This is a genomic window from Mesorhizobium sp. C264A (assembly GCF_040324515.1).
Classification (GTDB): domain Bacteria; phylum Pseudomonadota; class Alphaproteobacteria; order Rhizobiales; family Rhizobiaceae; genus Mesorhizobium.
Genome location: NZ_JAMYVY010000001.1, coordinates 1498944 through 1514468, shown reverse-complemented (window position 1 = coordinate 1514468; position 15525 = coordinate 1498944). Strand labels below are relative to the sequence as shown.

Here is a 15525-nt window from a genome sequence, read left to right as displayed (position 1 = left end):
TCGGTTTAAGTCTAAATTACTCTTTGATGGTGACGACGATGCCGGCACCGACGGTACGGCCGCCTTCACGGATGGCGAAGCGCAGCTTCTCTTCCATGGCGATCGGCACGATCAGCTCGACATCGACCGTGATGTTGTCGCCGGGCATAACCATTTCCGTGCCTTCCGGCAGCGACACGATGCCGGTCACGTCGGTCGTGCGGAAGTAGAACTGCGGACGGTAGTTGGTGAAGAACGGCGTGTGACGGCCACCTTCGTCCTTGGTCAGGATGTAGGCTTCGGCCACGAACTTCTTGTGCGGCTTCACCGTACCGGGCTTGGCCAGAACCTGGCCGCGCTCGACGCCTTCACGATCAACGCCGCGCAGCAGCGCGCCGATGTTGTCGCCGGCCTGGCCCTGATCGAGCAGCTTGCGGAACATCTCGACGCCCGTGCAGGTCGTCTTGGTCGTCGGGCGGATGCCGATGATTTCCAGTTCCTCGCCGACCTTGACGATGCCGCGCTCGACGCGGCCGGTCACGACCGTGCCACGGCCCGAGATCGAGAACACGTCTTCGATCGGCATCAGGAACGGCTTGTCCAGCGGACGAACCGGCGTCGGGATATAGGCATCGACCGCAGCCATCAACTCGCGGATCGCATCTTCGCCGATGGTCTTGTTGGAATCTTCCAGAGCAGCCAGCGCCGAACCCTTGACGATCGGAATGTCGTCGCCGGGGAACTCGTTCTTCGACAGAAGCTCGCGAACCTCGAGCTCGACCAGTTCGAGCAGCTCGGCATCGTCGACCTGGTCGACCTTGTTCAGGAACACCACGATCGACGGCACGCCGACCTGACGGGCAAGCAGGATGTGCTCGCGGGTCTGCGGCATCGGGCCGTCGGCGGCCGACACCACCAGGATCGCGCCGTCCATCTGCGCAGCGCCCGTGATCATGTTCTTCACATAGTCGGCGTGGCCGGGGCAGTCGACATGGGCATAATGGCGCGCTGCCGTCTCGTATTCGACGTGCGCCGTCGAAATCGTGATGCCGCGGGCCTTCTCTTCGGGCGCCGCATCGATCTGGTCGTAGCGCTTGTATTCGCCAAAATACTTCGTGATCGCCGCCGTCAGCGACGTCTTGCCATGATCGACATGGCCAATCGTGCCAATGTTCACATGAGGCTTGTTACGCTCGAATTTACCTTTTGCCATGTGATGTCTCCAATCTGCTCGCCCGTACGGGCCTTGAATTAAGTTACCGATGCAACCCGTTCAGGTTACGCGTATTTCTTCTGGACTTCCTGGGCGACCGCGGTCGGCACAGGCTCATAGTGATCGAACTGCATCGTGTAGGCCGCGCGGCCCTGGCTCATCGAGCGCAGGTTGTCGACGTACTTGAACATGTTGGCCAGCGGCACCATCGCGTTAATGACGACAGCCACGCCGCGAGCTTCCTGGCCCTGGATCTGGCCACGACGGCCGTTCAGGTCGCCGATGACGCTGCCGACGTAGTCTTCCGGGGTCACGACTTCGACCTTCATGATCGGCTCGAGCAGCTGCACGCCAAGCTTGGGTGCGGCTTCACGGAAGCAGGCGCGGCCGGCGATTTCGAACGCCAGGACGCTGGAGTCCACATCGTGGTAAGCGCCGTCGATAAGCGTCGCCTTGACGCCGATCATCGGGAAGCCCGCGAACGGACCCGACGACATGACACTGTTGATGCCCTTTTCGACACCCGGGATGTATTCCTTGGGAACCGCACCGCCGACGATCTTGGTCTCGAACTCGAACTCCGAGCTTTCCGGGTTCGGTTCGAACACGATCTTGACGCGAGCGAACTGACCGGTACCGCCGGTCTGCTTCTTGTGGGTGTAGTCCTGCTCGTGCCTGCGGGTGATGGTCTCGCGGTAAGCCACCTGCGGCGCGCCGACATTGGCCTCAACCTTGAACTCGCGACGCATGCGGTCGACGATGATGTCGAGGTGAAGTTCGCCCATGCCCGAAATGATGGTCTGGCCGCTTTCCTCGTCGGTCTTGACGCGGAATGACGGATCCTCGGCGGCCAGGCGGTGAAGGGCGAGGCCCATCTTTTCCTGGTCGTTCTTGGTCTTCGGCTCGATGGCGATCTGGATGACCGGATCCGGGAATTCCATGCGCTCGAGGATGACCGGGTGCAGCGGATCGCTGAGCGTATCGCCGGTGGTCGTGTCCTTGAGGCCGGCCAGAGCAACGATGTCGCCGGCAAAGGCTTCTTCGACGTCGGCGCGCGAATTCGCATGCATCTGCAGCATGCGGCCGATGCGCTCTTTCTTGCCCTTGACGGTGTTATCGACCGAGATGCCCTTGGTCAGTTTGCCCGAATAGATGCGGGCAAAGGTCAGCGAACCGACGAACGGGTCGTTCATAATCTTGAAGGCCAGCATCGACAGCGGCTCGTTGTCGTCGGCATGACGCTCGATCTCGGCATCGGTCTTGGCGTCGACGCCCTTGATGGCGGGAACATCGGCCGGCGACGGCAGGTATTCGACGACGGCGTCGAGCAGCGGCTGCACGCCCTTGTTCTTGAAGGCCGAGCCACAGAACATCGGGTAGAACTTGACCGCGATGGTGCCCTTGCGGATCAGCGCGCGGATCTCGTCATTCGACGGCATCTTGCCTTCGAGGTAATTCTCGAGGGCCGTCTCGTCCATTTCGACGGCGGCTTCGATCATCTTCTCGCGGTATTCTTCGGCCCGGGCCTGAAGGTCGGCAGGGATCTCGACGACGTCCCAGGCAGCGCCCAACGTCTCGTCGCGCCAGACCAGCGCGTTCATCTCGACGAGATCGACGACACCCTTGAACTCGGTCTCGGCGCCGATCGGCAGCTGCATGACGACGGCATGCGCACCAAGACGCGAGCCGATCATCTCGACCGAGCGGTAGAAGTCGGCGCCGATCTTGTCCATCTTGTTGCAGAAGATCATGCGCGGAACTTTATACTTGTCGGCCTGGCGCCAGACAGTCTCGGTCTGCGGCTCGACACCGGCATTGGCATCGAGCAGCGCAATGGCGCCGTCGAGCACGCGCAGCGAACGCTCGACTTCGATGGTGAAGTCGACGTGTCCGGGAGTGTCGATGATGTTGAAGCGGTACATCTTGCCGCTGCGACCCTTCCAGAAGGTCGTGGTGGCGGCGGACGTGATCGTGATGCCGCGTTCCTGCTCCTGCTCCATCCAATCCATGGTGGCAGCGCCGTCGTGGACTTCGCCGATCTTGTGCGACTTGCCCGTGTAATAGAGGACGCGCTCGGTGGTCGTCGTCTTGCCGGCGTCAATATGCGCCATGATACCGAAATTGCGGTAGTCTTCGATTTTATATTCGCGGGCCATCTTGGATGCCTTCTCAGTCTCGTTCGCGCTTTACCAGCGGTAGTGTGCGAAAGCGCGGTTGGCTTCTGCCATCTTGTGGGTGTCTTCACGCTTCTTCACGGCGGTGCCGCGGTTATTGGCCGCGTCCATCAGCTCGCCGGAGAGGCGGTCGACCATGGTGGTCTCGTTGCGGTTGCGGGCCGCGGCGATCAGCCAGCGGATCGCCAGGGCCTGACGGCGCTCGGGGCGCACATCGACCGGAACCTGGTAGGTAGCGCCGCCGACGCGGCGCGACCGGACTTCCACATGCGGCGCGACATTGTCGAGCGCCTGATGGAAGACGGTGACCGGCTCCTGCTTGGTCTTCGACTGAACCTGGTCGAGCGCACCGTAGACGATGGTCTCGGCAACCGACTTCTTGCCGTCATACATAACGGCGTTCATGAACTTGGTAACGATCAGATCGCCGAACTTCGGGTCCGGATTGATCTCACGCTTTTCTGCACTGTGACGACGCGACATGGCTTTTGTCTCTCAATCTCGTAGCCCGACGCATTCAAGCAGCGCCAGGGCCGGAAAATCTTACTTCGGACGCCCCTTACTTCGGACGCTTGGCGCCGTACTTCGAACGGCGCTGCTTGCGGTTCTTCACGCCCTGCGTGTCGAGCACGCCGCGGATGATGTGGTAGCGCACGCCCGGAAGATCCTTGACGCGGCCGCCGCGGATCATGACCACGGAGTGTTCCTGAAGGTTGTGGCCTTCGCCGGGGATGTAGCCGATCACTTCAAAGCCGTTGGTCAGGCGGATCTTGGCCACCTTGCGCAGTGCCGAGTTCGGCTTCTTCGGCGTCGTTGTATAGACGCGCGTGCAGACGCCCCGCTTCTGCGGGTTCTGCTGCATGGCCGGGACCTTGTTGCGCTTCACCGGCGCAATGCGCGGCTTGCGGATCAGCTGGTTGACGGTAGGCATTAAACCCTCTTGTCTCTCAATTCCGTGTCTCGCCCGGTCAGGGCCGCTCAAAGCGCCAATTCCATACGCAAATTCGGGCCATAAACCGCGCCTCGCGGTCCTGCCCGAACAAAATGCAGAGGAAGCGGGAACCGCTTCATGCGCGCCGGAAATGTCTTTTCGCTCGTAAAACGAACCCTGTTTGAGGCAAACTCCAAAGCGTGTCGCTTCGGAAGGGAGAGCCTCACATCGGTTCTGACTGGGCGGCTTCTACTCGCAAGACCGTGAACCGTCAAGCCCGGCACGCCAAATATTGCGCGCTGACGACGGCTTGGCAGCCATGCGAAAAACGCATGTAATTTTCTTTCTTCGTTTTGCAAGGCAGAGGAAGAAAGTGACCGGGGCAGACAAGAAAGTGACCGGCTTTTGGCTGTCATGCGCGGGTTCTTCATGGCAAAAGGCGCCATGGACAGCCCAAAACCCCTCGCCCGCCCCCGCCTCAAGAGGAATCAGCCCGTGAACGACAATGAGGAACGCCCGGTCACCATCGTCACCGGCCGGGTCTGGAAAAAGAAGGGCGGCAAGCCGGAAGGCGTCCATGTGATGCTGGTTGCGCCCGACGACGATTCGGCCGTGCGCCGGGTGCTCGAATCGCTTGCGGCCGAAGGCTATGCCGAAGTCGAGCTCGACCAGATCGGCGATATGGACGGCGAACCCGACGAGGAGCCGCATCTGTCAGCCTTTCAGGGTGCCCTCGAAGGTGAGGTGTCGATCGTCACGTTTGACGTGCCGCTCTGAGCGTCACAGGCTGCTTGCGCCTGTACCGCGCCGGCTTGCCCGGCACCGGTTCTCTGCTAAGAACCAAGCGACTTAACAAGCCAAATTCGAATCCGCGGAGTCCCCATGCCCTCGAACAATGGTCCCATCAAGCTCGGCATCGTCGGCGTCGGCAAGATCGTGCGCGACCAGCATCTGCCGGCAGTGGCCAAGGATGCGGACTACCGCCTCATCGCCGCTGCCAGCCGGCACGGCAAGGTGGACGGCATCCCGAATTTTCCGACCATTGAGGCGATGCTCGACGCGGTGCCCGACCTCGAGGCCGTCTCGCTGTGCATGCCGCCGCAGTTCCGCTACGACGCGGCACGCACCGCGCTGATGGCGAAGAAGCATGTTTTCCTGGAGAAGCCGCCGGGCGCCACCGTCAGCGAGGTCGAGGACCTGAAGCGGCTGGCGGCAGCCAGTGGCGTCTCACTGTTCGCCAGCTGGCATTCGCGCTACGCGCCGGCGGTGGAAGCCGCGCGTGCCTTCCTGGCGTCGGCCAAGGTCAACTCGGCCGCCATCGTCTGGAAGGAAGATGTCCGCCGCTGGCATCCGAACCAGGATTGGATCTGGGCGCCGGGCGGTTTCGGCGTCTTCGATCCCGGCATAAACGCACTGTCGATCGCAACCCACATCCTGCCGGCGATGTTCATCACCTCGGCCGTCCTCGACTTCCCGGAAAACCGCGCCTCGCCTGTGGCGGCCCACGTGACCTTCCGCACCTCGGATGGGTTGCCGGTGACCATGGAGCTCGACTGGCTGCAGACGGGACCACAGAGCTGGGACATCCGGGCGGACACCGACAAGGGCAAGATGGTGCTGTCCGGCGGCGGCACCAAGCTTGCCATCGACGGCAAGTTGGTTCACGACGAGCCGGAGGCCGAATACCCCCAGCTTTACCGGCGCTTCGCCGAAGTCGTACGCGACGGCGTCTCCGATGTCGATTTGGCACCCCTGCAGCACGTCGCCGACGCGTTCATGCTCGGCAAGCGCAATGTGGTGGAAGCGTTCTTCGATTGAGCGATGAGTTCTGCCGGACCGCAGTCCGGACACTCACCATGCAGCCTTACTCGACGATCGCAATCGCAAACCCGTCATAGCCTTTGGCGCCGACGGTCTGGATGGCGGTGCCGTCCAGGCCATTGTCGCCGCCGATGAAGGAAAACGCACCGCGTGCGCCTTCGACATACGCGTCACGGCCATCGTCGTTGAGCACGGTGCCGTCGCGGATGACGTTGTCGCAGATGATGACCGTCCCCGGCCGCGACAGGCGCATGGCCCATGACAGATAATTCGGATTGTTCGGCTTGTCGGCGTCGATGAAGATCAGATCGAACGGAGCGGCATTTTCGGCAACCAGCGTCTCAAGCGACTGAAGCGCGGGGCCGATCCTGAGCTCGACCTTGTCCGACACCCCTGCCCGCTCGAGATTCGAGTGCGCGACTTTTGCATGATGCGGCTCGAGTTCGAGCGTCACGATCTTGCCGCCGACGGGCAATCCCCTTGCCATCCAGATGGTCGAGTAGCCGCCAAGCGTGCCGATCTCCAGCACCTTCCTGGCGCCGCTGATGCGGACCAGCAGCGACAGCAGCTTGCCCTGCGCCGGCGATACGTCGATGGCCGGCAGGCCCTGGTCGCGGTTGGCCGCAAGCACCGCTTCGAGGATGGGATCTGCCTCGAAGAGAGAGGAAACGATGTAGTCGTCGACGTCAGTCCAAACCTTCTTGCTCATGTTTTCCTCGATTCGATTGGGGGTCAAAACGCGAAAAGGGGCCACTGGGGCCCCCTTCCTTCTTCTCGTCCTACCGCGCTTACTGCGCGGCGTTGACCATGTCGGTCAGCATCGGCTCAGCGACCTCGACACCGGAGGCCTTGCGGCGCTCGTCGATGATCAGTTCGTCGCGCGAGGTGGCGATGCGCCGGATCTGGCTCATCGTGCCGCCGGTACCGGCCGGGATCAGCCGGCCGACGATGACGTTTTCCTTCAGGCCCTGCAGCATGTCGGTCTTGCCGGCAACCGCAGCTTCGGTCAGCACCCTGGTCGTCTCCTGGAAGGAGGCGGCCGAGATGAAGGACGGCGTCTGCAGCGAGGCCTTGGTGATGCCCAGCAGCACCGGCTGGCCTTCGGCCGGCTTCTTGCCGTCCTCGACCAGGCGCTCGTTGACCTCTTCCAGTTCGATCACGTCGACGTGGTCGCCCGGAATGTAGGTCGAGTCGCCCTGCACCGTGATCTCGACCTTCTGCAGCATCTGGCGAACGATCACCTCGATGTGCTTGTCATTGATCGACACGCCCTGCAGACGGTAGACTTCCTGGATTTCGTTCACGAGGTAGGAAGCAAGTGCTTCCACGCCCTTGATCGCCAGGATGTCGTGCGGCGCCGGATTGCCGTCGAGGATGTAGTCGCCCTTCTCGATGACGTCGCCGTCCTGGAGATGGAACGGCTTGCCCTTCGGGATCAGGTATTCGACCGGCTCAAGCGTCGAGTCATGCGGCTCGATGATGATGCGGCGCTTGTTCTTGTAGTCGCGGCCGAAGCGGATCGTGCCATCGATCTCGGCGATGATGGCGTGATCCTTCGGACGACGTGCCTCGAACAGTTCGGCAACACGCGGCAGACCGCCGGTGATGTCCTTGGTCTTGGCGCTTTCCATCGGGATACGCGCCAAAACGTCGCCGGGACGAACCTGCGAACCCGGCTCGACCGAAAGAATGGCCTCGACCGAGAGCAGGAAGCGGGCGTCGCCGCCCTTCGACAGCTTGCCGACCTTGCCCTTCGGGTCAAGGATGGCGATCGCCGGCTTGAGGTCGTTGCCGCGTGGCGTCGAGCGCCAGTCGATAACCTCGCGCTTGGTGATGCCGGTCGATTCGTCGGCCGTTTCCTGAACGGAAATGCCGTCGACCAGATCCTCGTACGACACCTTGCCCTCGATTTCGGTGAGGACGGGGCGGGTATAGGGATCCCATTCGGCGATACGCTGGCCGCGCTTCACCTTGTCGCCATCGTCCACGAAGATGCGCGAACCATAGGTAAGGCGATGCGAGGCACGCTCCTTGCCGGCTTCGTCGAGGATCAGCACCGCCATGTTGCGGCCCATGACCATCTGCTGGCCGTCCGAGTTGCGCACCACGTTGCGGTTGCGGATCTCGACCTTGCCCTCATACGAGGCTTCAAGGAACGAGCTGTCCACCACCTGCGCCGTACCGCCCATGTGGAAGGTACGCATGGTGAGCTGGGTCCCCGGCTCGCCGATCGACTGCGCCGCGATAACGCCGACGGCTTCGCCCTGGTTGACCGGGGTGCCGCGGGCAAGATCGCGTCCGTAGCAGACCGCACAGACGCCGATCCTGACCTCGCAGGTCAGTGCCGAGCGAATGCGGACCGACTGCACGCCGGCCTTTTCGATCTTTTCCACGTCACGTTCGTCCATCAGCGTTCCGGCCTTGACCAGAACCTCACCCGAAACCGGATGCGTGATGTCGTCGAGCGAGGTGCGGCCCAGCACGCGCTGGCCGACCGAAGCGACGACCTGACCGGCATCGACGATCGGCTGCATGGTGAGGCCCTTGTCGGTGCCGCAATCCACGGAGTTGACGATGCAGTCCTGCGCCACGTCGACCAGACGACGGGTGAGGTAGCCCGAGTTCGCCGTCTTCAAGGCGGTGTCGGCCAGACCCTTGCGGGCGCCGTGGGTCGAGTTGAAGTACTCGAGCACGGTCAGGCCTTCCTTGAAGTTCGAGATGATCGGCGTCTCGATGATTTCACCCGAGGGCTTTGCCATCAGGCCGCGCATGCCGGCGAGCTGACGCATCTGGGTGGGCGAACCACGCGCACCCGAATGCGACATCATGTAGATCGAGTTCATCGGCTTTTGACGGCCACTGTCCTCGAACTCGACGGCCTTGATGCGGGCCATCATCTCGTCGGCGACCTTTTCCGAGCACTTGGCCCAGGCGTCGACGACCTTGTTGTACTTCTCGCCCTGCGTGATCAGGCCGTCATTGTACTGCTGCTCGTATTCCTTGGCCAAAGCCTCGGTGTCGGAAACCAGCTTGATCTTGGCGTCCGGGATCAGCATGTCGTCCTTGCCGAACGAAATGCCGGCGCGGCAGGCGTGGCTGAAGCCGAGGGCCATGATGCGGTCGCAGAAAATGACCGTCTCCTTCTGACCGCAGTGGCGGTAGACGGTGTCGATCATCTTGGAGATGTTCTTCTTGGTCATCTCCTGGTTGGCCGTCTCGTAAGGCACATTGACGTTCTTCGGCAGCAGCTCGCCGATGATCATGCGGCCAGGCGTGGTGTCGTAGATTTTCGACACGACCTTGCCTTCGGCGTCGACCGTGCGGAAACGACCCTTGATCTTGGAGTGCAGCGTCACCGCCTTGGTCTCGAGCGCGTGCTGGAGTTCGCCCATGTCGGCAAACACCATGCCTTCGCCCGGCTCGTTCTGATTGACGATCGAGAGATAGTAGAGACCCAGGACCATGTCCTGCGAAGGCACGATGATCGGCGCGCCGGAAGCCGGGTGCAGGATGTTGTTGGTCGACATCATCAGCACGCGGGCTTCAAGCTGCGCTTCCAACGAGAGCGGCACGTGAACGGCCATCTGGTCGCCGTCGAAGTCGGCGTTGAAGGCCGTGCAGACCAGCGGATGCAGCTGGATCGCCTTGCCTTCGATCAGGATCGGCTCGAACGCCTGGATGCCGAGGCGGTGCAGCGTCGGTGCACGGTTCAACAGCACCGGATGCTCGCGGATGACCTCGTCGAGGATATCCCAGACTTCCGGACGCTCCTTCTCGACCAGCTTCTTGGCCTGCTTGACGGTCGAGGAGAACCCCTTGGCGTCGAGGCGGGCGTAGATGAACGGCTTGAACAGTTCGAGCGCCATCTTCTTCGGCAGGCCGCATTGGTGCAGCTTGAGCTCCGGACCGGTGACGATGACCGAACGGCCCGAATAGTCGACGCGCTTGCCGAGCAGGTTCTGGCGGAACCGGCCCTGCTTGCCCTTCAACATGTCGGACAGCGACTTCAGCGGACGCTTGTTGGCGCCGGTGATGACGCGGCCGCGACGGCCGTTGTCGAACAGCGCATCGACGGCTTCCTGCAGCATGCGCTTTTCATTGCGCACGATGATGCCGGGGGCGCGCAGCTCGATCAGCCGCTTCAGACGGTTGTTGCGGTTGATGACGCGGCGATAGAGATCGTTCAGGTCGGACGTCGCGAAACGTCCACCATCCAGAGGAACCAGCGGGCGCAGGTCCGGCGGGATCACCGGAACCACCTTCATGATCATCCATTCCGGACGGTTGCCGGACTCCATGAAGTTCTCGACGACCTTGAGTCGCTTCAGATACTTCTTCTGCTTCAGCTCGGACGTGGTCGAAGCCAGTTCCGAACGCAGGTCGCCGGCGATCTTCTCCAGGTCCATGCCGGCCAGAAGGTCATGAATGGCCTCGGCGCCGATCATGGCGGTGAACGAATCCTCGCCATACTCGTCGACGGCGATCATGTACTCTTCCTCGCTGAGCAGCTGGTGCTCCTTCAGCGCGGTTAGGCCAGGCTCGGTGACGATGTAGTTCTCGAAGTAGAGGACGCGCTCGATGTCCTTCAGGGTCATGTCGAGCAGCGTGCCGATGCGCGACGGCAGCGACTTCAGGAACCAGATGTGAGCGACAGGTGCCGCCAGCTCGATGTGGCCCATGCGCTCGCGGCGAACGCGCGACAGCGTGACTTCGACGCCGCACTTTTCGCAGATGACGCCCTTGTACTTCATGCGCTTGTACTTGCCGCACAGGCATTCATAGTCCTTGATCGGGCCAAAAATGCGCGCGCAGAACAGACCGTCACGCTCCGGCTTGAAGGTGCGGTAGTTGATGGTCTCCGGCTTCTTGATCTCGCCGAACGACCAGGACAGAATCTTCTCAGGGCTGGCGAGCGATATCCGGATGGAATCGAACACCTGCGCCGGCGCCTGCGGATTGAAGAGATTCATGACCTCTTGGTTCATGCCGTTCTCCTTTTCGGGGTCCTCGAAAACCCCTTGCATCTAACGCGGGCCAAATGCCCGCTGAGTGGTCGGCCCACTGGCCGTAGAATTTGTCGCATCCGGTCGCGGCGTTCCGCGACCGGATGTCTTGCTTACTCGGCCGCGCCCCTATTCGGCAGCATCTGGCAGCCGGACAGGGTTGTCGTCGAGCTTGGTATTCTCCAGCTCGACATTGAGGCCGAGAGACCGCATTTCCTTGACGAGCACGTTGAAGCTCTCGGGAATGCCGGCCTCGAACGTGTCGTCGCCGCGCACGATCGCCTCGTAGACCTTGGTGCGGCCGGCGACATCGTCCGACTTCACCGTCAGCATTTCCTGCAGCGTGTAGGCGGCGCCATAGGCTTCCAGCGCCCAGACCTCCATTTCGCCGAAGCGCTGGCCACCGAACTGCGCCTTGCCGCCCAGCGGCTGCTGGGTAACGAGCGAGTAAGGACCGATCGAACGCGCGTGGATCTTGTCGTCCACCAGGTGGTGAAGCTTGAGCATATAGATATAGCCCATCGTCACCTTGCGATCGAACGGCTCGCCTGTGCGTCCGTCATAGAGCTGCGACTGACCGCTGGTGTGCAGGCCCGCCTGCTCCAGCATGATGTTGATGTCGACTTCATGCGCGCCGTCGAACACCGGTGTCGCGATGGAGACGCCGCGGCGCATCTGCTCGCTCAGGCGAACGATGCTCTCGTCGTCATATTCGCGGACCGGCTCGTTGCGGTCGTTGGCTGGGATGAAGCTCTCGAGCGTCTTGCGCAACGGCTTGATGTCTCCAGCCGTCTTGTACGCGTCGATAAGCTCGCCGATCTTCTTGCCCATGCCCGCGCATGCCCAGCCCAGATGCGTTTCCAGGATCTGGCCGACATTCATGCGGCTCGGCACACCCAGCGGGTTGAGCACGATATCGGCATGCGTGCCGTCCTCGAGGAAAGGCATGTCCTCGACCGGAACGATCCGCGACACGACACCCTTGTTGCCGTGACGTCCCGCCATCTTGTCGCCCGGCTGCATCTTGCGCTTCACGGCCACGAAGACCTTGACCATCTTCATGACGCCCGGAGGCATTTCGTCGCCGCGCTGGACCTTCTCGACCTTGTCCATGAAGCGCTGCTCGAGCGCCTTCTTGGAATCGTCGTACTGGCCACGCAGGGCTTCCAGTTCGCTCTGGAGCTTTTCGTTCTCCACCGCAAACTGCCACCACTGCGAACGTGGATACTCGTCAAGCGTGTCCTTCGACAGCTTCGAGCCCTTCTTGAAGCCCTTCGGCCCGGCAATCGCTTCCTTGCCGACGAGAACGTCGGAAAGGCGCGAATAGACGTTGCGGTCGAGGATCGCCTGCTCGTCGTCGCGGTCCTTGGCGAGGCGTTCGATCTCCTCGCGTTCGATCGCCATGGCGCGCTCGTCCTTCTCGACGCCGTGGCGGTTGAACACGCGCACTTCGACGACGGTGCCGAAGGTGCCCGGAGGCATGCGCATCGAGGTGTCGCGAACGTCCGACGCCTTTTCGCCGAAGATGGCGCGCAGGAGCTTTTCTTCCGGCGTCATCGGGCTTTCGCCCTTCGGCGTGATCTTGCCGACCAGGATGTCGCCCGGCTGCACTTCCGCGCCGATATAGACGATGCCGGCTTCGTCGAGGTTCTTCAGCGCTTCTTCCGAAACGTTCGGAATGTCGCGTGTGATTTCCTCCGGTCCAAGCTTGGTGTCGCGGGCCATGACCTCGAATTCCTCGATGTGGATCGAGGTGAAGACGTCGTCGGCCACGATGCGCTCGGAGAGCAGGATCGAGTCCTCGTAGTTGTAGCCGTTCCACGGCATGAACGCGACCAGCACGTTGCGGCCGAGCGCCAGATCGCCGAGCTCGGTCGACGGACCGTCGGCGATGATGTCGCCCTTGTTGACGCGGTCGCCCATGCGCACCAGCGGACGCTGGTTGATGCAGGTGTTCTGGTTCGAACGCTGGAACTTCATCAGCCGGTAGATGTCGACGCCCGACTTGCCGGGATCGAGATCTTCCGTGGCGCGGATGACGATACGCGTCGCGTCCACCTGGTCGACGATGCCGCCGCGGCGGGCGCCGATGGCGGCGCCCGAGTCACGGGCAACGATCGGCTCCATGCCGGTGCCTACGAACGGCGCTTCGGCGCGCACCAGCGGCACGGCCTGACGCTGCATGTTGGAGCCCATCAGCGCGCGGTTGGCGTCGTCGTTCTCGAGGAACGGGATCAGCGCCGCGGCCACGGACACCATCTGCTTGGGCGACACGTCCATCAGATCGACGTTTTCGCGCGGCGCCATCATCACTTCGCCGGCGCTGCGGCAAATGACGAATTCGTCGACGAAACCACCATTCTTGTCGAGCTCGGCATTGGCCTGCGCAACGTGGTGCTTAGACTCTTCCATAGCGGAGAGATAGACGACCTCATTGGTCAGCTTGCCATTGACGATCTTGCGGTACGGGCTTTCGATGAAGCCGTACTTGTTGACGCGCGCGAAGGTCGCCAGCGAGTTGATCAGACCGATGTTCGGGCCTTCCGGCGTCTCGATCGGGCAGATGCGGCCGTAATGCGTCGGGTGCACGTCGCGCACTTCGAAGCCGGCGCGCTCGCGGGTCAGACCGCCCGGGCCAAGTGCCGACAGGCGGCGCTTGTGGGTGATCTCCGACAGCGGGTTGGTCTGATCCATGAACTGCGACAGCTGCGAGGAACCGAAGAACTCGCGCACGGCGGCAGCCGCCGGCTTGGCGTTGATCAGGTCCTGCGGCATCACCGTATCGATCTCGATCGAGGACATACGTTCCTTGATCGCGCGCTCCATGCGCAGCAGGCCGACGCGGTATTGGTTCTCCATCAGCTCGCCGACAGAACGCACGCGGCGGTTGCCGAGATTGTCGATGTCGTCGATCTCGCCCTTGCCGTCGCGCAGCTCGACCAGCGTCTTGACCACGGCCAGGATGTCGTCCTTGCGCAGCACGCGCACGGTATCCTCAGCCTTGAGCTCGAGGCGCATGTTCATCTTGACGCGGCCGACGGCCGACAGGTCGTAGCGCTCCGAGTCGAAGAACAGCGAGTTGAACATGGCTTCGGCGGTTTCAAGCGTCGGCGGCTCGCCCGGGCGCATCACACGATAGATGTCGAACAGTGCGTCCTGGCGGCTCTCGTTCTTGTCGACGTTGAGCGTATTGCGGATGTAGGCGCCGACATTGACGTGGTCGATGTCGAGAACCTTGATCTCGCTTTCGCCCGTGCCGAGCAGCACCTTCAGCGTCTTTTCGTCGATCTCGTCGCCGGCTTCGAGGAAAATCTCCCCGGTGCCGTAGTTGACGATGTCCTCGGCCAGGTAATTGCCGAGCAGATCCTCGTCGGTCGCCTTGATCGCCTTCAGACCCTTTTCGCCAAGCGCCCTTGCCTGGCGGGCGGTGATCTTCTTGCCGGCCTCGACGACAACTTCGCCTGTGTCGGCATCGACGAGGTCGCCAACGGCCTTGAGGCCGCGGAAACGCTCGACGTTGAACGGGATGCGCCAGTGGTCGCCGGCGCGCTTGTAGGTGATCTTGTTGTAGAAGGTCGACAGGATTTCTTCGCCGTCCATGCCGAGCGCCATCAAGAGCGACGTCACCGGAATCTTGCGGCGGCGGTCGATGCGGGCGTGCACGACGTCCTTGGAATCGAACTCGATGTCGAGCCACGAACCGCGATAGGGAATGACGCGCGCCGCAAACAAAAGCTTGCCCGAGGAGTGCGACTTGCCCTTGTCATGGTCGAAGAAGACGCCCGGCGAACGGTGCATCTGCGAGACGATGACGCGCTCGGTGCCGTTAACGATGAAGGTGCCGTTGAGCGTCATGAGCGGCATGTCGCCCATATAGACGTCCTGCTCCTTGATGTCCTTGATCGACTTTGCGCCGGTATCCTCGTCGATATCGAACACGATGAGGCGCAGCGTCACCTTGAGTGGCGCGGCATAGGTCAGGTCGCGCTGACGGCATTCGTCAACGTCGAATTTCGGTCCTTCGAACTCGTACTTCACGAACTCCAGCATCGAGGAGCCGGAGAAATCGGAGATCGGGAAAACCGACTTGAAAACGGCCTGCAGTCCCTCGTCCGGACGCCCACCCTTGGGCTCCGCCACCATCAGGAACTGGTCATAGGATGCTTTTTGAACCTCGATCAGGTTCGGCATCTCCGCAACTTCCGGAATCTTTCCGAAGAACTTGCGTACGCGTCTGCGGCCATTGAAAGTCTGGGTCTGGGCCATCGTCGCTCCTTAGCTACAAACTCGGGGCGAGCCTCGCCGCGGCTCACCTTGCATGCGCGGCCACCTGGGCGGCGGCCCCTGATCTGTTTCCCGCCGCCTGGCGGCGACGGCTAAAACGGGAGAAAACCCGTTTCCTGA

The 15525-nt window shown here is 62.1% G+C and carries 9 protein-coding genes; 2 read left to right on the top strand and 7 right to left on the bottom strand.

The features are described 5' to 3' along the window. Window positions 1-16: 16 nt before the first annotated feature. The 4 genes from tuf to rpsL form a co-directional block, all read right to left on the bottom strand. Complete coding sequence (gene tuf, locus NKL04_RS07350) at window positions 17-1192, bottom strand: elongation factor Tu (RefSeq protein WP_023723394.1); 1176 nt, start codon at window positions 1190-1192, stop codon at window positions 17-19. 65 nt (window positions 1193-1257) lie between these two features. After that, window positions 1258-3348: an elongation factor G gene (gene fusA, locus NKL04_RS07345; RefSeq protein ID WP_023667430.1), complete on the bottom strand. Its 2091-nt coding sequence runs from the start codon at window positions 3346-3348 to the stop codon at window positions 1258-1260. A 30-nt stretch (window positions 3349-3378) separates the two neighbouring features. Continuing rightward, the gene (rpsG, locus tag NKL04_RS07340) at window positions 3379-3849 is read right to left on the bottom strand and encodes a 30S ribosomal protein S7 (RefSeq protein WP_008875664.1); all 471 of its coding nucleotides are present in this window, start codon (window positions 3847-3849) and stop codon (window positions 3379-3381) included. Window positions 3850-3925: 76 nt separating this feature from the next. Then, window positions 3926-4297, bottom strand: a complete 372-nt coding sequence (gene rpsL / locus NKL04_RS07335) for a 30S ribosomal protein S12 (protein ID WP_006333356.1) — start codon at window positions 4295-4297, stop codon at window positions 3926-3928. A 495-nt stretch (window positions 4298-4792) separates the two neighbouring features. Here rpsL and NKL04_RS07330 point away from each other — a divergent pair, with 495 nt between their 5' ends. Next, on the top strand, window positions 4793-5074 hold the full coding sequence (locus NKL04_RS07330) for a hypothetical protein (RefSeq protein ID WP_023694876.1): 282 nt from the start codon (window positions 4793-4795) through the stop codon (window positions 5072-5074). A gap of 105 nt (window positions 5075-5179) precedes the next feature. Further along, window positions 5180-6115: a Gfo/Idh/MocA family protein gene (locus NKL04_RS07325; RefSeq protein WP_023702452.1), complete on the top strand. Its 936-nt coding sequence runs from the start codon at window positions 5180-5182 to the stop codon at window positions 6113-6115. 46 nt (window positions 6116-6161) lie between these two features. Here NKL04_RS07325 and NKL04_RS07320 read toward each other — a convergent pair whose 3' ends face one another. The 3 genes from NKL04_RS07320 to rpoB form a co-directional block, all read right to left on the bottom strand. Continuing rightward, window positions 6162-6827 (bottom strand): O-methyltransferase, encoded by a 666-nt coding sequence (locus NKL04_RS07320; RefSeq protein WP_023702453.1) that lies wholly within the window; start codon window positions 6825-6827, stop codon window positions 6162-6164. Window positions 6828-6906: 79 nt separating this feature from the next. Next, window positions 6907-11103, bottom strand: a complete 4197-nt coding sequence (rpoC, locus tag NKL04_RS07315; protein ID WP_023667434.1) for a DNA-directed RNA polymerase subunit beta' — start codon at window positions 11101-11103, stop codon at window positions 6907-6909. 147 nt (window positions 11104-11250) lie between these two features. Next, window positions 11251-15387, bottom strand: coding sequence for a DNA-directed RNA polymerase subunit beta (gene rpoB / locus NKL04_RS07310; RefSeq protein WP_023686024.1), 4137 nt, complete (start codon window positions 15385-15387; stop codon window positions 11251-11253). Window positions 15388-15525 lie beyond the last annotated feature (138 nt).

What these genes read in the sequence shown, in the direction of transcription:
- rpsG (WP_008875664.1), bottom strand. Translation starts at nt 3,849, where the DNA reads ATGTCGCGTCGTCACAGTGCAGAAAAGCGTGAGATCAATCCGGACCCG.
- fusA (WP_023667430.1), bottom strand. Translation starts at nt 3,348, where the DNA reads ATGGCCCGCGAATATAAAATCGAAGACTACCGCAATTTCGGTATCATG.
- NKL04_RS07320 (WP_023702453.1), bottom strand. Translation starts at nt 6,827, where the DNA reads ATGAGCAAGAAGGTTTGGACTGACGTCGACGACTACATCGTTTCCTCT.
- tuf (WP_023723394.1), bottom strand. Translation starts at nt 1,192, where the DNA reads ATGGCAAAAGGTAAATTCGAGCGTAACAAGCCTCATGTGAACATTGGC.
- NKL04_RS07325 (WP_023702452.1), top strand. Translation starts at nt 5,180, where the DNA reads ATGCCCTCGAACAATGGTCCCATCAAGCTCGGCATCGTCGGCGTCGGC.
- rpoC (WP_023667434.1), bottom strand. Translation starts at nt 11,103, where the DNA reads ATGAACCAAGAGGTCATGAATCTCTTCAATCCGCAGGCGCCGGCGCAG.
- rpoB (WP_023686024.1), bottom strand. Translation starts at nt 15,387, where the DNA reads ATGGCCCAGACCCAGACTTTCAATGGCCGCAGACGCGTACGCAAGTTC.
- rpsL (WP_006333356.1), bottom strand. Translation starts at nt 4,297, where the DNA reads ATGCCTACCGTCAACCAGCTGATCCGCAAGCCGCGCATTGCGCCGGTG.